At 72.7% G+C, this 18,754-nt stretch carries 18 protein-coding genes and 1 riboswitch; of the genes, 9 read left to right on the top strand and 9 right to left on the bottom strand.

The genetic code is table 11. The features are described from left to right. Window positions 1-22 precede the first annotated feature (22 nt). The 3 genes from JOD54_RS08955 to thiD all read left to right on the top strand — a co-directional run bounded on the left by JOD54_RS08955 (window position 23) and on the right by thiD (window position 3,308). Window positions 23-637 carry a hypothetical protein gene (locus tag JOD54_RS08955; protein WP_204450076.1) on the top strand — a complete coding sequence of 205 codons (615 nt, stop codon included), beginning with the start codon at window positions 23-25 and terminating at the stop codon, window positions 635-637. Between the two features lie 170 nt (window positions 638-807). Further along, on the top strand, window positions 808-2,460 hold the full coding sequence (gene thiC, locus JOD54_RS08950; protein WP_204450075.1) for a phosphomethylpyrimidine synthase ThiC: 1,653 nt from the start codon (window positions 808-810) through the stop codon (window positions 2,458-2,460). Further along, a complete protein-coding gene (thiD, locus tag JOD54_RS08945) occupies window positions 2,457-3,308 on the top strand; it encodes a bifunctional hydroxymethylpyrimidine kinase/phosphomethylpyrimidine kinase (RefSeq protein WP_204450074.1) in 852 nt (283 codons plus the stop codon). The genes thiC and thiD overlap by 4 nt, the downstream gene beginning before the upstream one ends. A gap of 54 nt (window positions 3,309-3,362) precedes the next feature. Here thiD and JOD54_RS08940 read toward each other — a convergent pair whose 3' ends face one another. From JOD54_RS08940 to thiO, 4 genes are all read right to left on the bottom strand, one after another. Continuing rightward, window positions 3,363-3,800, bottom strand: a complete 438-nt coding sequence (locus tag JOD54_RS08940; RefSeq protein WP_204450073.1) for a MarR family winged helix-turn-helix transcriptional regulator — start codon at window positions 3,798-3,800, stop codon at window positions 3,363-3,365. 485 nt (window positions 3,801-4,285) lie between these two features. Next, on the bottom strand, window positions 4,286-5,041 hold the full coding sequence (locus JOD54_RS08935; RefSeq protein ID WP_204450072.1) for a thiazole synthase: 756 nt from the start codon (window positions 5,039-5,041) through the stop codon (window positions 4,286-4,288). A 1-nt stretch (window position 5,042) separates the two neighbouring features. Then, on the bottom strand, window positions 5,043-5,243 hold the full coding sequence (gene thiS / locus JOD54_RS08930; RefSeq protein WP_204450071.1) for a sulfur carrier protein ThiS: 201 nt from the start codon (window positions 5,241-5,243) through the stop codon (window positions 5,043-5,045). Next, window positions 5,240-6,355 (bottom strand): glycine oxidase ThiO, encoded by a 1,116-nt coding sequence (gene thiO / locus JOD54_RS08925; RefSeq protein WP_204450070.1) that lies wholly within the window; start codon window positions 6,353-6,355, stop codon window positions 5,240-5,242. The genes thiS and thiO overlap by 4 nt, the downstream gene beginning before the upstream one ends. Then, a riboswitch (TPP riboswitch) is annotated at window positions 6,350-6,456 on the bottom strand. (Overlaps the previous gene by 6 nt.) Window positions 6,457-6,488: 32 nt before the next feature. On the opposite strand from thiO, the gene thiE reads away from it, so the two are divergent. The 3 genes from thiE (at window position 6,489) to JOD54_RS08910 (ending at window position 8,764) form a co-directional block, all read left to right on the top strand. After that, window positions 6,489-7,160: a thiamine phosphate synthase gene (thiE, locus tag JOD54_RS08920; protein WP_204450069.1), complete on the top strand. Its 672-nt coding sequence runs from the start codon at window positions 6,489-6,491 to the stop codon at window positions 7,158-7,160. A 106-nt stretch (window positions 7,161-7,266) separates the two neighbouring features. Next, complete coding sequence (locus JOD54_RS08915) at window positions 7,267-7,767, top strand: hypothetical protein (protein WP_204450068.1); 501 nt, start codon at window positions 7,267-7,269, stop codon at window positions 7,765-7,767. 49 nt (window positions 7,768-7,816) lie between these two features. Further along, window positions 7,817-8,764 (top strand): threonine ammonia-lyase, encoded by a 948-nt coding sequence (locus JOD54_RS08910; RefSeq protein ID WP_204450067.1) that lies wholly within the window; start codon window positions 7,817-7,819, stop codon window positions 8,762-8,764. A gap of 2 nt (window positions 8,765-8,766) precedes the next feature. On the opposite strand, the gene JOD54_RS08905 is transcribed toward JOD54_RS08910, so the two are convergent. The 3 genes from JOD54_RS08905 to JOD54_RS08895 all read right to left on the bottom strand — a co-directional run bounded on the left by JOD54_RS08905 (window position 8,767) and on the right by JOD54_RS08895 (window position 11,608). Further along, a complete protein-coding gene (locus JOD54_RS08905) occupies window positions 8,767-10,221 on the bottom strand; it encodes an MFS transporter (RefSeq protein WP_307859902.1) in 1,455 nt (484 codons plus the stop codon). Window positions 10,222-10,224: 3 nt separating this feature from the next. Then, window positions 10,225-10,980, bottom strand: a complete 756-nt coding sequence (locus JOD54_RS08900) for a GntR family transcriptional regulator (RefSeq protein ID WP_092779426.1) — start codon at window positions 10,978-10,980, stop codon at window positions 10,225-10,227. 337 nt (window positions 10,981-11,317) lie between these two features. Beyond that, entirely contained in the window at window positions 11,318-11,608 is a 291-nt protein-coding gene (locus JOD54_RS08895; protein ID WP_204450066.1) for a hypothetical protein, read from the bottom strand. Window positions 11,609-11,662: 54 nt separating this feature from the next. On the opposite strand from JOD54_RS08895, the gene JOD54_RS08890 reads away from it, so the two are divergent. Next, window positions 11,663-12,190, top strand: a complete 528-nt coding sequence (locus JOD54_RS08890; RefSeq protein WP_204450065.1) for a winged helix-turn-helix transcriptional regulator — start codon at window positions 11,663-11,665, stop codon at window positions 12,188-12,190. Then, on the top strand, window positions 12,187-13,083 hold the full coding sequence (locus JOD54_RS08885; protein WP_204450064.1) for an N-acetylglucosamine kinase: 897 nt from the start codon (window positions 12,187-12,189) through the stop codon (window positions 13,081-13,083). The genes JOD54_RS08890 and JOD54_RS08885 overlap by 4 nt, the downstream gene beginning before the upstream one ends. Here the strand turns inward: JOD54_RS08885 and JOD54_RS08880 are convergent. Continuing rightward, entirely contained in the window at window positions 13,080-13,718 is a 639-nt protein-coding gene (locus JOD54_RS08880) for a DUF3159 domain-containing protein (RefSeq protein WP_204450063.1), read from the bottom strand. The two genes, JOD54_RS08885 and JOD54_RS08880, sit on opposite strands and share 4 nt — an antisense overlap. Window positions 13,719-13,901: 183 nt before the next feature. On the opposite strand from JOD54_RS08880, the gene JOD54_RS08875 reads away from it, so the two are divergent. Beyond that, window positions 13,902-14,690 (top strand): SGNH/GDSL hydrolase family protein, encoded by a 789-nt coding sequence (locus tag JOD54_RS08875; protein ID WP_204450062.1) that lies wholly within the window; start codon window positions 13,902-13,904, stop codon window positions 14,688-14,690. A 974-nt stretch (window positions 14,691-15,664) separates the two neighbouring features. Here JOD54_RS08875 and JOD54_RS08870 read toward each other — a convergent pair. Then, window positions 15,665-18,463, bottom strand: coding sequence for an AfsR/SARP family transcriptional regulator (locus JOD54_RS08870; RefSeq protein WP_204450061.1), 2,799 nt, complete (start codon window positions 18,461-18,463; stop codon window positions 15,665-15,667). Window positions 18,464-18,754: the final 291 nt, after the last annotated feature.

Here is an 18,754-nt window from a genome sequence, read left to right as displayed (position 1 = left end):
GCGTGAGCACTAAGGTTCCCCCATGCCGCCGTACCCGCCTGGAGCCCGGCTTCTGGCCAGACCCGAGGCGGTCGAGCCGTGTCCGGCGTGTGCGGACCCCCTCGGCCGCGGCTACCCGACCTGTCCCACCTGCGCCGAGCGGGTCGACGCCTTCTGGAAGGCGGACTGGGCGGCGCTGGCGGCCGCGGCAGGTGACGAGCGGGAGCTCGCCGCGGCGGTGCTCGCCGCGCCGTTGGGCACGCACGCGTGGACCTGCACGGACTGGGCCATGCGGGTGTTCCCGTGCCCGGTGTGCCGCAGCGAGCTGGGGACCGGCCCGGCGTGCCCGCATTGCGTCAAGGCCGACCAGGCCAGGTGGGGCTGGGACCACGCGGCGCCCGCCGGGGCGATCACCGCCAACGAACACGCGCTGCGGCTGGCCGTCGCCGCCCTACGGGGGGCGGGGGAACGCCGCGACACCGTTCTCGCGTTCTGGCGGCTGTCACTGCCGTTCTTGCTGGTCGGCGCGGTCGCCACGCCGGTGCAGGTGGGCCGGATCCGGGTGCACCTGATCGCGGGCCGCGCCGACGAGCTGGCCGAGGCCCCCGATTTCGCGGCCATGGCCGCGCTCGCCGACCTGCCGTGGCGCACCGGCTAGCGTCACTTGGCAGTGGTGCCGCGGCCGGCTAGGGTCGGGGCGACAACTGAAGACAGCGCGGGAGCTCGCGCCATGGCGGGCTGAGAGGGCGGCTGGTGTCCATTCGAGGACCCGGTGCCGCCGACCGATGAACCTGACCGGGTAATGCCGGCGTAGGGAGGATTTGTTCCGTGACCGCTCTTGACGACCGTTCCGTGCGGCCCACCGTCACCACCGGACCCATCTCCGGGTCGAAGAAGGCCTACCGGCTGACCGAGGACGGGCTGCGGATCCCGGTCCGCCGGGTCGAGCTGACCAACGGGGAGCACCTGGACCTCTACGACACCTCCGGGCCGTACACCGACGCGGAGGCCACCATCGACGTCCACAGTGGACTCGCCGCGCTGCGGGCCGACTGGATAGCCGAGCGGGGGCCGGTGAACGGGGCGGTGACCCAGCTGGCCTACGCCAAGGCCGGGATCATCACCAAGGAGATGCGGTTCTGCGCCGAGCGCGAGGGCGTCGCGGCCGAGTTCGTGCGCGACGAGGTGGCGCGCGGGCGGGCGGTGATCCCGGTGAACCGGCGGCACCCGGAGTCCGAGCCCGCGATCATCGGCAAGAACTTCCACGTGAAGATCAACGCCAACATCGGCAACTCCGCGGTCTCCTCGTCCATCGAGGACGAGGTGGACAAGTTGGTGTGGGCCACCCGCTGGGGCGCCGACACCGTGATGGACCTGTCGACCGGCAAGCGGATCCACGAGACGCGGGAGTGGATCCTGCGCAACTCGCCGGTGCCCATCGGCACGGTGCCGATCTACCAGGCGCTGGAGAAGGTGGACGGTGACCCGGCGAAGCTGTCGTGGGAGGTCTACCGCGACACCGTGATCGAGCAGTGCGAGCAGGGCGTCGACTACATGACCGTGCACGCCGGGGTGCTGCTGCGGTACGTGCCGCTGACCGCGCGGCGGGTGACCGGGATCGTGTCCCGGGGCGGGTCGATCATGGCCGCGTGGTGCTTGGCGCACCACAAGGAGAGCTTCCTCTACACCAACTTCGCCGAGCTGTGCGAGATCCTGCGCACCTACGACGTCACCTTCTCCCTCGGCGACGGGCTGCGGCCCGGGTCCATCGCCGACGCCAACGACGCGGCGCAGTTCGCGGAGTTGCGCACGCTCGGCGAGCTGACCCACATCGCCAGGGCGCACGACGTGCAGGTGATGATCGAGGGGCCCGGCCACGTGCCGATGCACAAGATCGCGGAGAACGTGCGGCTGGAGGAGGAGCTGTGCGGTGAGGCGCCGTTCTACACGCTCGGGCCGCTGGCGACCGACATCGCGCCCGGCTACGACCACATCACCTCGGCCATCGGCGCGGCGCAGATCGGCTGGCTGGGCACCGCGATGCTCTGCTACGTCACGCCCAAGGAGCACCTGGGCCTGCCCAACCGCGACGACGTCAAGACCGGGGTGATCACCTACAAGATCGCCGCGCACGCCGCGGACCTGGCCAAGGGCCACCCCAGGGCGCAGGAGCGCGACGACGCGCTGTCCAAGGCGCGCTTCGAGTTCCGCTGGACCGACCAGTTCAACCTGGCGCTCGACCCCGACACCGCGCGCTCCTTCCACGACGAGACGCTGCCAGCCGAACCGGCCAAGACCGCGCACTTCTGTTCCATGTGCGGGCCGAAGTTCTGCTCGATGAAGATCACCCAGGACGTGCGCAAGTACGCCGACGAGCACGGTCTGTCCTCTGTGGAGGCCATCGAAGCCGGGATGGCCGCCAAGTCCGACGAGTTCGCCGAGCAGGGCGGCAAGGTCTACCTCCCGGTGGTCGGTCAGTGACGAGCCCACCTGGGACGCCGCCGCGCACGCTGACCATCGCCGGATCGGATTCCGGTGGTGGCGCGGGCATCCAGGCCGACCTGCGCACGTTCTTCGCCTGCGGGGTGCACGGGATGACCGCGATCACCGCGGTGACCGTGCAGAACTCGCTCGGGGTGAGCGGGTTCCACACCATCCCGCCGGAGGTGGTCGCCGCGCAGATCGAGGCGGTGGCCACCGACATCGGCGTGCAGGCGGCCAAGACCGGGATGCTGGCCACGGCGGAGATCATCGAGGCCATCGCGGGGGCCTGCGAGCGGGTCCGGATCGGACGCTCCGGCGACACGCCGTTCGTCGTCGACCCGGTGTCGGCGTCGATGCACGGCGACCCGCTGCTCAGCGAAGCCGCGCTCGACGCGCTGCGCACGCTGCTGTTCCCGGTGGCGAGCCTGGTGACGCCCAACCTCGACGAGGTGCGGCTGCTGACCGGGATCGAGGTGCGGTCGCAGGCCCAGCAGCGGGACGCGGCCAAGGCACTGGCCGAGTTCGGGCCGCAGTGGGTGCTGGTCAAGGGCGGGCACCTGTTCGACGACGCCGAGTGCCTCGACCTGCTCTACGACGGGTCGCAGTTCCACGAGTTCGTCGGCCCGCGCTACGACGCCAAGCACACCCACGGCAGCGGGGACACCCTCGCGTCGACCGTCACCTCGGCCCTGGCGAAGGGCCTGGACATGGTGTCGGCGGTCGGCGCGGCGAAGTCGTTCATCCAGCGGTCCGTACTCGACGCGTACCCGCTCGGCGCAGGCGTCGGCCCGGTGTCGCCGCGGTGGCGACTGCCGGACTGGGACACCTTCCTGCTGGAGGGCTGAGCACGACCAGCCGGGGCGGACTTGCCTTGCACCGCAAGCGAAGCCCGCCCCGGCTCAGTCGGCGAGCAACGACTCCAGCACCGGGATGGCGGCGACCAGTCGCTCGCGTTCGTCCGGGGCGAGCCGGTCGAGCCGCCTGCCAAGCTCCAGCACCCTGGTGGAACGCACCCCGGACACGATCCGCTCGCCGGAATCGGTGGCCCGCACCAACCACGCCCTGCGATCGGCCGGATCCGGTTCGCGACCGACGTACCCGGATTCGACCAGGCTGGCCACGATCCGGGACATGGTGGGCGCCGCGACGCCCTCCTTGGCGGCCAGGTCGCCCAGGCGCAGCTCGCCGCAGTTGACCAGAGTGGACAGAGCGGAGATGGACCCGTGCCCCAGGCCAGGGGACCCGGACCGGCGCAGCGCCCGGGACAACCGCCCGATCGCGAGGTACAACCGGGCTGGCACGTCCCCGACGGCGGGCTCGGCGGCCGATGTCGTCATACCTCATTGTGCCGGGAACCACCCGGAGTTCAACGACCCGACCCCCACCCGCCCCACGCCACCCGACCCCCAACAAGTGCACCGCCGCGCATAAGAGCACCTAGCGGCCTTCCCGATCGCCGCGCGAATCCGGCGGCGGCTCGACGAGAGGGCCGAGACACCGCGCGCACGGCCCGACACCCAGCGCACTGGCGGCGTTGCGGTGGCGACGATCGCCACCGATCCGAGGGCCGAGCGGCACGTGGCCGCCAGAGCTTCCCCAGCGGACTCGCAGGGCCTCCGCGGGGGCTGGAGGCCTGAGCCCAGAACCGCCGCGGGATCCGGCCCGCCGCCCTGGCCAAGCGGCCCACATGGCGCGTGGAAACTGGCAGCCGCTCACCGGGACCCCGACACCCAGCCCGGTGGGCTCGGTGTCGTTGCGGCGCCGCCGGTCCGAGGGTTCGGCGACACCTGGCCGTCGCGGCTTCCCAGCGGCGCGCGGGGTCTCAGCGCGGGGGGCTGGAGGCCTGGGCCCAGAAGCGCTGCGGGATCCGACCCGCCGCCCTGGCCAGGCGGCCCGCGTGGACGGCGGAGCGCATGGCCGTGGCCATCTTCTCCGGGTCGGTCGCGCGGGTTACCGCGGTGGCCAACAAGACCGCGGCGCAGCCGAGTTCCATGGCCAGGGCGGCATCCGAGGCCGTTCCTATGCCCGCGTCGAGCACCACGGGGACGCCCGCGCGGGCGACGATGAGCTCGATGTTGTGCGGGTTTCGGATGCCCAGGCCGGTGCCGATGGGCGAGCCCAGTGGCATGACCGCCGCGCAGCCCGCTTCTTCCAGCCGCAGGGCCAGGACCGGGTCGTCGTTGGTGTAGGGCAGGACCACGAAGCCGTCGTCGACGAGGGTGCGGGCGGCGTCGAGGAGTTCCACCGGGTCGGGCAGCAGGGTCCTGTCGTCGGCGACGACCTCCAGTTTGATCCAGTTCGTGCCGAGGGCCTCGCGGGCCAGGCGCGCGGTGAGCACGGCCTCGGCGGCGGTGCGGCAGCCCGCGGTGTTGGGCAGCGGATCGATGCCCAACCCGCGCAGCAGGTCGAGCACACCGGTGCCGCCGTGCGCGTCGACCCGGCGCAGCGACACCGTGGTCAACTCCGTCCCGGACGCGACCAGCGCCCGGCGCAACACCTCCAGGTTCGCCGCGCCACCGGTTCCGGTGATCAGCCGGGACGAGTACTCCCGGTCGGCGATGACCAGCGGGTCGTCCACCTCAGCCCCCCTGCACCGCGGTCAGCACTTCCAGCGCGGCCCCGGCGGGCACCGCGGTACTCCCGTGCGCCGCCCTGGGCACGACTTCTCCGTCGAGCGCCACCGCGATCCCCGAACCGGGCACCGCCAACGCGGCGAGCACGTCGGCGACCGTCGCACCGTCGGCGAACTCCCGCTCGGTGCCGTTGACCGTCACGATCATGTGTTCCTCCCGGTGAACCGCGCGGGGTCGGCGGCGAGCACCGGCCCCGGCAGCGGATCGCCGCGCAGCAGGGAGACCACCGCCGACGCGGTGACCGGGGCCAGCAGCAGGCCGTTGCGGTGGTGACCGGTCGCCACCAGCAGGCCGGGTTCGAGGGTGCCGATCAGCGGCAGGTTGTCCGGGCTGCCCGCGCGCAGACCGGCCGCGACCTCGGTGAGCTCGTACTCCGCGATCCCGGGCAGCACCTGCTCGGCGTCGCGCAGCAGGTCGCGGACACCGCCAGCGGTCACCGACTCGTCGAAACCGACGTCGAGTTGGGTCGCGCCGAGGACCAGTTCGCCGTCGGCCCTGGGCACCAGGTACACCGGGCGGGACTCGACGTGCGCGCGGATCGTGCGGGTGGGGATCGGCAGGGTCGCCCGCCTGGCGCGCAGCCGCAGGATCTCGCCCTTCACCGGGCGCACCAGCGGCGCGAGCGCGGGGTGCAGACCAGAGCTCCACGCGCCTGCCGCGACGACCACCGCCGCACATTCCACAGTGGACTCGTCGGCCAGTGTCACGGCGTTCGGGTGGACCCGCGCGGCAGCGGCCGTGATGAACTCCACACCCGAACGGCGGCACGCGGTGTGCAACGCGGTGAGCAGCGCCCGGTTGTCCACGGCCAAATCGCCGGGCACGTGGAGTCCACTTCGGACACCTGGGCCCAGGCCGGGTTCCAGCTCGCGCAGCTCCCGCGCCGAGCACCGCACCGCCGAACGGCCGAGTCCGCGCAGGAACTCCGCGAGGACCTCCAGCGTGGCCGCGTCGGCGGAGTCCATGGCGACCGCGAGGGTCCCGTCGAACCGCAACCCCGGGTCACCACCGGCAGCGGCCAACCGGGACGCGAAGTCCGGCCAGCTCGCCAGCGACGCGCTGCCCAGCTCGAGGACGTGCTCCTCCCCCGGCCAGGACTCGGTGACCGGGGCCAGCATCCCGCCAGCCAGCCACGACGCGCCCCGCGCCGGGGTCGGATCGATCAGGCGCACCGAGAACCCGGCGTCGGCGACCGCCCACGCCACCGACAACCCGATGACCCCGCCGCCGACGACGGCGACAACCCGCTCATGTCCCATGTCCCTCACGCTCCCTGCGCCGGCATGACCCGGATCAGGTTCGACGGTCGGAGCGGTTCAGCTCCCTCTCAGCCCGTTCCCGGACTCCCGTGCGACCGATCCCCACCGTAGCGCAGGCGCTAGCGTCAACTCCATGCCAGGACTCGACGGGACCCAGATCAGGCGCAGGCTCGCTGACGCACGGCTCTACCTGTGCACCGACGCGCGCACCGAGCGCGGCGACCTCGCCGACTTCGTGGACGCGGCACTGGCGGGTGGGGTCGACGTGGTGCAGCTGCGCGACAAGCGGGCCGGGGTGTCGCTGGAGGCGGGCCCGCAACTGCGCGCACTGTCGGTGATCGCCGAGGTCTGCGCCGCCCACGGCGCCCTCCTGGCCGTCAACGACCGCGCCGACATCGCCCTGGCCGCGCAGGCGGACGTGCTGCACCTCGGCCAGGACGACCTCCCCGTACCCACCGCCCGCCGCGTGGTCGGAGAGGAGATGGTCATCGGCCGCTCGACACACGACTTCGCCCAGGCCATCGCCGCCTCGACCGAGCCGGGAGTGGACTACTTCTGCACCGGCCCCTGCTGGACGACCCCCACCAAGCCCGGCCGCCCGGCCGCTGGCCTCGACCTGGTCCGGGCGACTGCGGCCGCGGCTCCTGCCTTGCCCTGGTTCGCCATTGGCGGGATCGACACGCAGCGGCTGCCGGAGGTGCTCGCCGCCGGTGCCCGCAGGGCGGTGGTGGTGCGGGCCATCACGGAGGCTGAGGACCCCAAGGCAGCGGCAGAGGCACTCTCGGCGGCACTGCGGCAGGAGTGAACCACTGCCGCGCTGGGAGCGAGCGGCCCAGGCAGGGCGGGTGGGCACGGGTGAAAGCGCTGCTCAGCGCAGGCGGGCTGGGCGGGAGCGGCCTAGCCTCCGAAAGGTGGACACCTACGATCGCAAAGCGTTCGTGCTGGCCTACGCGAAGGCCAACGACCCTGACATCACCGATCCCAAGCCTGGGGGGTACTTCGACGCGGTGCGCAGGCACCGGGCCGAGCTCTTGGCGGGCTTGGAGCGGCTGTTCGAGCTCGAGCTGACCATGGAGGCCGCTCCCGACGGGCCGTTGTTCATGCTCTTCCGGGCCACGACCAGGTCGTACCTGGCGATCACCGGGCCGATGAGCGGGTTCCTGGAGGCGGGTCTGATCCACTCGCGGCTGGAGCGGGCGGGCATCCACGAGGTGGTGCTGCGCGACATGGGGCGGATCACGGAGATCAACGCCGAGTCCAAGGCCGCGCACCTGGACATCTTGGACACGCTGGTCGCCCAGTTGCTCGGCGACAAGGCCGACCGGGTGTTCACCCAGGACGACCTGGCCGCCATCGGGGTGAGCACGACGCCGCCGGACCACGACGACTACGACTGGGCCGACGAGTTGTGAGTGAGCAGCGCGACACCGCGCGCACCGCCGGGCCGGGCACACTGGTGCGGTGAACCTGGTCACCCTCGCCGACATCACCGCAGCCGCCGACCGGATCGCCGGGCACGCCGTGCGGACCCCGCTGGTCCCCGCGCCGTGGGCGGACCGGCCACTGTGGATCAAACCGGAGAACCTGCAGCCGATCGGCGCGTTCAAGATCCGCGGCGCCTACAACGCGGTGGCCAACATCGAGCCGGGGCGGCGGGAGCGCGGTGTGGTGGCGTACTCCAGCGGCAACCACGCCCAGGCCGTCGCGTACGCGGCGAAGGCGTTCGGGGTGCCCGCGTGGATCGTGGTGCCGCACGACACGCCCACCGTGAAGGTCGAGGCGACCCGGTCGCACGGGGCTGAGGTGGTGCTGGTCGAGACCGGTCAGCGCGAGTCGAAGGCCTACGAGATCGTCGAGCAGCGCGACGCCACCTTGGTGCCGCCGTTCGACCACCCGGACGTGATCGCCGGGCAGGGCACGATCGGGCTGGAGATCGTGGCCGACCTGCCCGATGTGGACCTGGTGCTGGTGCCGGTCAGCGGCGGTGGGCTGATCTCGGGCATCGCCGCGGCGGTCAAGGCGCTGCGGCCGCAGGCGCAGGTGTGGGCGGTGGAGCCGGAGCTGGCGGCCGACACCGCGGCCAGCCTGGCCAGCGGCGAACTGGTGTCCTGGTCGGTCGAGGACCGCAACCGGACCATCGCCGACGGGCTGCGCAGCCAGCCGTCCCCGCTGACCTTCGCCCACCAGCGGGCCCTGGTGGACGGCATCGTGACCGTCTCAGAGGATGAGATCCGGTCGACCGTCGCGGTGCTCGCCCGACAGGCCCGCCTGGTCGCCGAGCCCAGCGGCGCGGTGGCCACGGCCGCGGTGCTGCACCACGCCGACGAACTGCCCGCTGGTCGCACGGTTGCCGTGGTCAGCGGCGGCAACATCGACCCGGACGTCCTGGTCGAACTGCTGAAGGCCTGACCTCAGGCCTGCTCGGCGACCTGGGTGGGCGGCGAGTCGATCGCGCACGAGTGCGGCGGGGTCGACGGTGCGAGGACGTTGTCGCGGATGCTCAGTGCGAGCAGACCGCCGACCGCGGCCAGGCCCGCGCAGATCAGCAGGGCCGTGCGCCAGCCCGACGTCAACGCGGTCGGGTCGGTGTAGGCGGCGCCGGTCAGGCCCGCCGCGGCCGGTAAGACCGCGACAGCGAGCAATCCACCCGTCCTGGCCACCGCGTTGTTCACCCCGGACGCCATACCCGCGTACCGGTCCGGCGCGGCGGCCAGGACGGTCGCCGTCACCGGTGCGACCACAATGGACAGCCCGAGACCGAACAGCAGCACCGAGGGCAGCACCGAGCCCCAGTAGGACGCGCCAGGGGTGATCCGGGTCATCAGCAGCATCGCGGCGGCGATCACCAGCGGACCCAGCACCAGGAACCAGCGCGGGCCCCAGCGGGCGGCCAACTGCCCAGACCGCGCCGACAGGGCCAGCATGATCAGCGTGATCGGCAGCCCGGCCACGCCCGCGGCCGTCGGCGAGTAGCCCAGGGACGTCTGCAATTGCAGGCCCATCAGCATCATCACGCCGGTCAGTGCCGCGTAGACGACCAGGGTGAGCGAGTTGGCCACGACGAACGTGTGGTTGGCGAACAGGGCGGGCGGCACGAGCGGGTTCGCCTGGCGGCGTTGCAGCAGCACGAAAGCGGTGAACGACACGACCCCGACGACACCGGAGCCGACGACCAGCCAGTCCGGCCCGCGCACCGGTAGCTCCACCAGCGCCGCGGTGATCCCGGCGAGACCGACGGCGCCCAGCACGGAATCGAGGACGTTCGGGTGCCCGGTGAACTCCTCGTCGCGCGTCTCCGGCACGTACCGCATGGCCAGCAGCACGCAGACCACCACGAGCGGGATGTTCACCAGGAACGCCAACCGCCACGACCACAGCTGCACGAGCAGCCCGCCGACCAACGGCCCCACCGCGGCGGCGATCCCACCCAGACCCGACCACGTGCCGATCGCACGGGCGCGGTCCTCCCGGTGGAACACCGCCTGCAGGATCGCCAACGATCCCGGCGTCAGCAGCGCGCCGCCAATTCCCTGCAAAATCCTGGAAGCCACGAGCATCGGTGTGGACACCGCGAGCCCGCACAGCACCGACGCCACCCCGAACCACACGACGCCGACCACGAACACCCGGCGGCGGCCGTACCGGTCACCCAGCGACCCGGCCACCAGGATCAGCGCGGCCAGCGCCAGCAGGTACCCGTCGAGCACCCACTGCAGACCCGACACCGAGGCGCCGAGCTCGTGGCCGAGCCTGGGGAGGGCGATGTTGACGACGCTGCTGTCCAGCATCGCCATGCCCGACCCGAGGATCGTGGTCGCCAGCACCCCGCGCGCACCCGCGGTGCCCCAGCGGACCTGGGTGGTCACCGGTCAGGACGGCCGGTTGAGCGTGGCGACGAACTTGTAGCGATCGCCCCGGTAGACCGACCGCACCCACTCGACCGGTCGCTCGTCGGTGTCGAACGAGTGCCGCGACAGCAGCAGCATCGGCATGCCCACGTCCGCGCCGAGCAACTCGGCCTCGTGCGGACCGGCCAACGCGGTCTCGATCGTCTCCTCGGCGTGGCCCATCTCGACGTCGAACCGCTCACGCAGCACCTGGTAGAGCGAGCCGCCGCCGCTGACGTAGCGGCGCAGACCGCGGAAGCGGCCCAGCGGCAGGTGCGTGGTCTCCATGGCCATGGGTTCGCCGTCGGCCAACCGCAGCCGGTGCAGCCGCAACACCTTCGCGCCAGCGCGGATCCCCAGCAGCCTGGCCAGATCGGCCTCGGCGGGGATCTCGGAGACCTCCAGCAGCTTGCTGGAGGGCTCGCGGCCCTGGGCGCGCATGTCCTCGGTGTAGGACGAGAGCTGCAACCGCTGGGCGACCTTGGGTTCGGCGGCGAAGGTGCCCTTGCCCTGCACCCGCAGCAGCCTGCCCTCGACGGTCAGCTCGGCCAGCGCCTGGCGGACCGTGGTGCGGGAGACGTCGAACTCGGTGGCCAGTGAACGTTCGGTCGGGATGGGCGAGCCGGGAGGCAGCGACCCGAGCAGGTCGAGCAAGTGGCGCTTGAGCCCCCAGTACTTGGGTTCCCGTTGCACGCGCGCCACCGTGTCCGACCCGTCGGCCGTGGACATCTCCAGCATGGCGTCCCTCCTGAGTATTGCGCCCGACCCGTACAGAATGCCTTGTCGGGGGTGCCTCACGCGATCACACCCCGCCTGTTTGGCCCTACCGTGACCGGCGCGGCGCCCCGCGCGAGCGGGCGCGGCGCCCCACCCGGCTCATGATTGGTCTAGACCTTACCGCCCTGGCGCGTCCGGATGGCGGGCAACCGGCGGCGCCGGGCCCGCGGGCGGCGAAGGCCGGAACACCGCGGTGACCCACCCCGGTATGAGAAGTACCACGTCGGGGCCGTGGTCAACCCGTCAGCGGCTCCGCGGCGCACGCCACCCGGTTTGTCCGGTTGACCCCACAGCGGTGTCATCCGGTCGGGTGGTTCTCGTTCGCGGACCCGAGCGCGACGCGCGCGGTCAACCCGCTGGTCGACCCGGCCGGGGTGACCGAAGTGGACGGCTCGGCATCCGGAGCAGTGAGCGCCGACACAGGTGTGGCGGCGATCACCAGCGCGCCGCGCGCGGACATCTTGGCCGCCGGAGCGGCCCGCGGCGAGGCGTCGGCGACCCATCGGGTGACACCGCGGCGGCCGCGGGCGACCCCCGCGGGCCGCTGGGCCCCGGGATCTCCGGCCGGGGACGGGGGCGGCGAAGTCACCCGGCCGAGGTGATGGACGTTCCACCCGGGCGCCCGGCTTCCTAGACTGGGCAGATGCGGAGGACCTCGTTCGCGCAGTGGCCGTGCTCGATCGCCCGCGCGATGGACCTGCTCGGTGACCAGTGGACCCTGCTCGTGCTGCGGGAGGCCTACCTGGGAGTCCGGCGGTTCGACCGGATCCAGGCAGAGCTGGGCATCGCCCGCAACACCCTCACGGAGCGGCTCGACCGGCTGGTCGGCGCCGGTCTGCTGCGCCGGGAGCCATATCAAGAGCGGCCGGTGCGCTACGAGTACGTGCTCACCGACATGGGCCGCGACTTCTGGCCCGCGCTCGCGGCGATCATGCACTGGGGTGAGCGGTGGCTGACCGAGGACCGACCGGTCCGGCTGCGGCACCGCACCTGCGGGCACGAGACGCACGCGGTGGTCACCTGCGCCTCCTGCGGCGACCCGCTGCGGGTGCGCGAGGTCGAGGCCGAGCAGCACAGCGCGAGGTCGGTGATGTTGGGAGCCCGCTCCGCCGAGGGGGTGGAGCGGAGCGGGCAAGGTCATGTTACGCCGAACGGAGTAGCGGTCCGATGACCGGGGTCGCGTTGGGCGTCGACATCGGCGGGAGCACCACCCGCGCGCTGGCCGTCGACTCCTCGGGAGCGGTGATCGGCCGGGGTGTCGCCGGTGGCGGGAACCCGAACACCAACGGCCCGGCCGCGGCCGCGGCGCAGCTGCTGGCGGCGGCGAACACGGCGCTGTCGGGCTCGCAGGCCGAGACGTGCGTGATCGGGATGGCCGGGTCGTCGGCGCTGCTGGACCCGGCGGTGGCCGCCGAGTTCGACGTGGTGTTCGAACTGCTGCGGCCGAGGGTGGTGTCCGACGCGGAGGTGGCCTTCGCCTCGGGGACCTCGTCGGCGTTCGGGACGGTGCTGATCTCCGGCACCGGGTCGATCGCGAGCCGGATCACCGGGCGCGAGCGGGTCGCCACCTACGGCGGGTTCGGCTGGCTGCTCGGCGACGAGGGATCGGCGTTCTGGATCGGCCGGGAAGCGGTGCGGGTCACGCTGTACGCGCTGCAGAGCGGGAAACCGCTCGGGCCGCTGCCGCGGGCCGTGCTGACCTCGGCGGGGCTGCCGATCGAAGGCGACCCGCGGATCCCGTTCGGCCGGTTGATCCGGCAGGTGAACCGGGAGGAGCCGATCCGGTTGGCGCGGTTCGCCCCGCTGGCCTCGTCGGTGGACGACCCGGCCGCGCACGAGATCGTGGAGCGGGCGGCCCAGTCGCTGGCCGCGCAGGCGCTCGCGGTGCACGACACCGGACCGGTGGTCCTGGCAGGCGCGGTCATGCAGACGGCGGTCGGCGCCCGGGTCCGGGAACTGCTCGGCGACCACGAGGTGGTGGACGCCAAGGACGGGACGGTGGGCGCCGCCTGGCTGGCGTCACTGGACGCGTTCGGCCCCGAGGCGCACCGACCCGAGCTCTAGTTGCCCGCTGGCTCTGGCACGCGCGGGTGGCGCAGGCCCGGGTGGTCGTCCGGGAGCGACTTGCGCAGCACGGCGGCGCTGACGGCGATCACCAGGGCGACCAGCGGCCAGGACAGCGCGACCCTGGCCACCGCGAGCGCGGCCACGTCGCCCAGCCACCACAGCGCACCGAACACGGCCGTGCGCAAGGTGTACTGGAGCAGGACCCACACCCAGCTCGCCCTGCCGTAGGCGCGCACGAGCGCGGGATCGCGGCGCCAGCGGAAGCGCTGCCCCAGCAGCACGCCGACGACGACACCGAGCAGCGGCCAGCGGATGAGGATGCTCACGGCCCAGGCGAGCGCACTGGCGATGTTGGACAGCAGCTGGATGAGGAAGAAGTCCTCCGCCCGCCCGGTGTAGAGCACGACGAGCGCGCCGACGACCACTGCCGCCATGCTGCCCACCACCGCGGTGACCCGACCGCCGCGCGCCAACCGCACCCCCGCCACGACACCGGCGGCCGCCAGCGCGGCCACGGTCGCCCAGCCGATCGTGTCGGTGAGCAGCCACACGACGGCGAAGGCCAGTGGCGGCACGGTCGCGTCGAGGGCGCCGCGCCTGCCGCCGAGCAGGTCGGACAGGGAGTCGGTCACGCCCCCAGCCTGCCATTACGCTCTCGCGGGCCGCTATCGGCTTCGCCGGGTGTCGGCCCGAGGTCATACTCTGCGCTGACGACCCGCCGGGAATACCCGGGCATACTGCTCGCGTTGGTTGTCTGGGGCAACTGTGGCCCGCCAGGGTCGGCGGACCGTCTTGGTCGAAGGGGAGGTCGGGCTGTGCATGGGTGGAACAGCTGGATCGCGGTCGGGGACAGCTTCACCGAGGGCATGAGCGATGTCGGCGCCGACGGCAAGTACGTCGGCTGGGCGGACCGGCTCGCCGAACTGCTCGACGGGCAACGGCCCGGGTTCCAGTACGCGAACCTGGCGCTGCGCGGCAAGATGCTGCAGGAGATCATCGACGAGCAGCTGCACATCGCGGTCGCGGCCCGCCCCGACCTGGTCACCCTGTGCGGCGGCGGCAACGACATCATCACCCCGGGCACCGACGTCGACGACGTGGCCGCCCTGTTCGAGACCGCGGTCGTGCGGCTGCGCGAGGCGGGCAGCGAAGTCCTGATCTTCACCGGCCCCGACCCGAAGGTGCAGCCGCTGATCCGCCGCTTCCGCGGCAAGGTCGCCATCTACAACGGACACCTGCACGCCATCGCCGACCGGCACGGCGCCCGCCTGGTCGACCTCTGGTCCATGGGCGTCCTGCACGACCGCCGCTCCTGGTGCGACGACCGCCTGCACTTCTCCACCGAAGGCCACCGCCGGATCGCCCTGCGCGCCGCGGAGGTGCTCGACGTGCCGGTGGCGCAAGACTGGCGAGAGCCACTGCCCGCCGAGGCCAGGAGGCCGTGGTTGCGCCTACGCCAGGACGACCTGGCCTGGACCACCACGCACCTGATCCCGTGGGTACGGCGGCAGATCACCGGGGAGTCGCTGGGGGACGGTCTGCACCCGAAGCGGCCGGAGCTGACACCGGTACGCGGCGCCTCCTCAGTGGAGCAGTCGAGCTAGGAACCCGGCGCGGGAAACATACGCCCAGAACGGCACGGCCTGCCCTGGCTGTGCGCGGCGCACACCGCGTGGCTCGCACCACCAGGCCGCCTGGGAGCCCGGCACGGCCAGTGGCGGCGACCTAGCCTCGCCGTGTGCAACGGGCATCCGCATGGCCCGACCCGCCAAGCCAGCGACACGGTCGCCCTGACGCACCGGCCGCGAACCCTTGCCGGTCTGCACACCCCGGCGTCGAAGCGGTCCGGAGCTGACACCGGGACGCAAGGCCTCCCCAGTCGAGTGGTCGGCGCGGTGCAAGCGGTGGAGGCTGGCGCCAGAACGGGATCGGCTTGTGCTGGCTGTGCGCGGCGGGCATCCGCATGGCCCGCACCGCCAAGCCACCGACGCGGTCGCCCCTGGCGCACCGGCCGCGACCCCCGTCTCGGGCTGCCGAACGCGGCCGTTGAAGCGGCCGGAGCTGACACCGGGACGCGAGGCCTCCCCAGTGGAGTGGTCGGCGCGGGGCAAGCGGTGGAGGCTGGCGCCAGAACGGGATCGGCTTGTGCTGGCTGTGCGCGGCGGGCATCCGCATGGCCCGCACCCCCAAGCCACCGACACGGTCGCCCAGGCGCACCGGCCGCGAACCCCGAGTTGGCCTGCCCACCCGGCCGCCGAAGCGGCCCGAGCCGACACCGGTGCGCGAGGCATCCTCAGTGGAGCGGCCGGGCTAGGAGCCAGCACGAGGGGTGGGCGGCGGGGCCAGTCCGCGGCAGACGCCAGAACGAGATCGGCCTGCGCTCGCCGTTCCTCGTGTCGGGCGCAGGGTCCACTCAGAAGCTGCGCAACGACGACCGGCCGGCTCTCCCTCCCCCGAGAGCGCCGGCCGGTGCGTCGGGCCGCACCCCCAATTGTCTCCCGCCAGCGGCCCTGGGTGACACCTGGTCACCCTGCGCGGAGAGGGTGCCGGCCGCGGGGCTGGTGTGGCTAAGCGTTCGCTAAACGTCGGTTGGCAGGGCGGCGAGTCCGGCTTGGACGGCGTCGGCGGCTGGGGATTGGACTAGTCGGTAGAGCTCGAGGGACAGGGTCAGCTCCACCCTGGCCTCGGCGATCTCGCCCCGGTCCCGGTGGACTCGGGCCAGGACCTCGCGGGCGAACGCTTCGGTGAGGTCAAGACCGTTGGCCTCGGCCATGGCGATCGCTTCCCTGGAGTGCGTCTCCGCCGCCTCGGGGAGGTTGAGCTCGTGTTCGAGTTCGGCCAGGTTGGCCAGCGCCAGCCCGACGAACCCCAGGTCGCCGACCTCGCGGAAGATGGACACGGCCTGGGCTTGCGGTCCGACCGCTTCGGCTGGGGCGCCCAGGTTGCGGTGGACCTGGGCGATGTTGTTGAGCAGGTTCGCCTCGCCGAGGCGGTAGCCCGCGCGGCCGGAGAGCTCCAGGGCTTTGCGGTAACCGGCGAGGGCCTCGGGGTAGCGCTTCTGGCCGTAGAGCGCGCTGGCCACCGTGTTGAAGCCCATCGCCATCAGCTTGGAGTCGCGCAGCTCGGTCGCGATGGCCACGGCGCGTTCTGCGTCGGCGACGGTCTCGTGCTCCTGGTCGAAGCGGGTCAGCAGGACGCAGCGGCTCAGGCGCATGAGGACCTCGCCCCTGCGGTCGCCGGAGGCCCTGGCGGCGGTCAGACCCAGGCGCAGGACGTGCTCCCAGTCGTCGCGGCGTGGGCGGACCCGGCGGAACTCGCTGGCCATACGGGCCAGTTGCCAAACCTGGGTGTGCAGGCCCGCCTTTGCACCCGCCTCGGCGGCGGCGACCAGGTTGGGCCACTCGCGTTCAAACCAGGCGAGGGCGTCCTCGCGGCCGCGGACCGCCGGGCGCGGGACGTGCGGTTCGGTGTCGGCGTGGTCGAGGTCGTCGGCGGCCGCGCGCAGGTGGCGGCGGCTCAGGTCGGCGGCGACCAGGTAGTAGCGCAGTACCGAGGGCAGCAGGTCGTCGGTGCCCAGTTCCCTGGCGTAGAGCCGGACCAGGTCGTGCATGCCGAACACGTCCGGCTCCGACTCGGTGACCAGGAACAGCGCGGCCAACCCGCGCAGCCGCTCCCGCGCCGCGTCCGGGGACGTCCCGGCCAAGGCGCCCACCAGGTGCGGGCCGAACGTCGGGCCGGGCACGGCGCCGAGCAACCGCAGGGTCTCGGCCAGCGCGGGGTCCAGGCCACCGACGGTCAGGTCGAGCGCGGCCCGGACCCCGGTGTCGACGTCGTGCACGCGCAGGGCGCCGAGGCGGGTGCGCTCGTCGGCGAGTTCGGCGACGAGTTCGCCCAGTGACCACTGTGGACTGACGGCCAACCGTGCGCCCGAGATCCGCAGCGCGAGCGGCAGGTAGTCGCACAAGCGGGCCAACCTGGTGCGCAGCGCGCGTTCGTGCGCGGCGGGCGGCCCGGCCGCGTGCTCGATGACCGCCTCCGCCTCCTCGGCCGAGAGCGTGCCGAGCACCCGCAGCGCCGCACCGTGGGTCACCAAGCCGTCGAGCTTGCGCCTGCTGGTGACCAGGACCATCGACCCGGGGCCGCTGGGCAGCAACGGCCGCACCTGGTCGGAGTCCCTGGCGTCGTCGAGCACGACCAGCAGCCGCCGATCGGCCAGCAGCGACCGGTAGAACGCCGTGCGCTGGGCCAGGTCTTCCGGGATGTGCTCGGCGGCGACACCGAGGGCGAGCAGAAACCGCGCCAGGACCTCGGCCGGTTCGACCGGTTCGTGCCGGGGGTCGAAACCCCGCAACGACGCGTAGAGCCTGCCGTCCGGGAAGGCTTTGGCCGTGCGGGTCCCCCACACCACGGCGAGCGCGCTCTTGCCGACGCCCGCGGAACCGGCCAGGACCGCGATCGCGGGCGCGGTGCCGTCGGCGTTGTCGCGGATGCCGTCCAGCCACTCGAGTTCGGTCTCACGGCCGGTGAACCCCGGTGGTGCGGCGGGTAGTTGCGCCGGGGTGAGCACGCCGACCCGCGGCGCGATCACCGGCGACGGGCGCGGTTCGAGCAGAGCGGTGTCGTCGCGCAGGATCCGGCTGTGCAGCTCGCGCAGGCCAGGACCCGGGTCGAGACCGAGTTCCCTGGCGGCGCGGTGGGCGAAGCGCTGGTAGATCTCCAGTGCCGCGGCGCGCCTGCCGGAGCGGTAGAGGGCGAGCACGAGTTGGCCGACCAGGTGTTCGCGGAACGGGTGGGTGTCGACCAGGGCGGCCAGTTCGCCGATGACCTCGTCGTGGCGGCCGAGTTCGAGGTCGGCGTCGACGCGCGCTTCCAGCACGGTCAGCCGCAGCTCGGCCAGTTCCGGGGCGCGGACCCGGCCGCCGATCCCGGACAGCTCCGGTCCGCGCCAGAGGCTCTGCGCCCTGGCCAGCAGTTCGGCCCGCTCGCCAGCGGGCCGGTCCCGCGACGCGGCGAGCAGTTCGCGGGCCAGCGCCACATCGATGCGGGCCTCGTCGACGACCAGCCGGTAGCCGGGACCGGAGGTCTGGATCCTGACCTCCCGCGTGGGGTCCACTGTGGACAGCCAGCGGCGCAGCCTGGACACGTAGCCCTGCACGATCGTCCGCGCGGTCGCGGGCGGTTCGTGGTCCCACAGCACGTCCATCACGTGCTCGACCGAGACGACCTGGTTAGGCTCCAACAGCAGCATCGCCAGCAGCCCGCGCAACCCGGGCCCACCCGGTACCAGCGTGTTCGCCCCCACCAGCGCGCACACCGGCCCCAACACGCAGAACCGCGGCCCGTCCTGCTCCGGACGCGCGAGCACGACATGCGCCACTCGGTACCACCCCCCGATCGGACCGACTCCCCTAAGCCGGTTCCCAGCGCTCCCGCGACAAACCTAGGGCGTGCGCGAACCCGTGGGCGTGGTTGTGGCACTAGTCAACCGGATGGCCTAACCGTTATGGGGCGGCGGTATGAGCGGCCCCGGCCGGAAAGTGCTGGGAGATGGGCCATTCGCGGGCGGGCGGGCGATTGCGCGGTGGTGGAACTGGGAATTGCCAGAGGTGTCCGGACAGGGGTCGGCCCCGCCACCCGACCGATCCCGACTCGGTGGGCGCGGGGCCGT

Origin of the sequence: Actinokineospora baliensis (genome assembly GCF_016907695.1) — a bacterium.
GTDB lineage: Bacteria > Actinomycetota > Actinomycetes > Mycobacteriales > Pseudonocardiaceae > Actinokineospora > Actinokineospora baliensis.
The sequence above is the reverse complement of the archived record's forward strand: the minus strand, read 5'-3'. Positions and strand labels throughout refer to the sequence as shown.

Bases quoted from the DNA above. Each gene is read 5' to 3' on its own strand.
- JOD54_RS08900 (WP_092779426.1), bottom strand. From the start codon at position 10,980: ATGCTGGAGATGTCCACGGCCGACGGGTCGGACACGGTGGCGCGCGTG.
- thiE (WP_204450069.1), top strand. From the start codon at position 6,489: ATGCCAGGACTCGACGGGACCCAGATCAGGCGCAGGCTCGCTGACGCA.
- JOD54_RS08890 (WP_204450065.1), top strand. From the start codon at position 11,663: ATGCGGAGGACCTCGTTCGCGCAGTGGCCGTGCTCGATCGCCCGCGCG.
- thiO (WP_204450070.1), bottom strand. From the start codon at position 6,355: ATGGGACATGAGCGGGTTGTCGCCGTCGTCGGCGGCGGGGTCATCGGG.
- JOD54_RS08940 (WP_204450073.1), bottom strand. From the start codon at position 3,800: ATGACGACATCGGCCGCCGAGCCCGCCGTCGGGGACGTGCCAGCCCGG.
- JOD54_RS08955 (WP_204450076.1), top strand. From the start codon at position 23: ATGCCGCCGTACCCGCCTGGAGCCCGGCTTCTGGCCAGACCCGAGGCG.
- JOD54_RS08885 (WP_204450064.1), top strand. From the start codon at position 12,187: ATGACCGGGGTCGCGTTGGGCGTCGACATCGGCGGGAGCACCACCCGC.
- thiS (WP_204450071.1), bottom strand. From the start codon at position 5,243: ATGATCGTGACGGTCAACGGCACCGAGCGGGAGTTCGCCGACGGTGCG.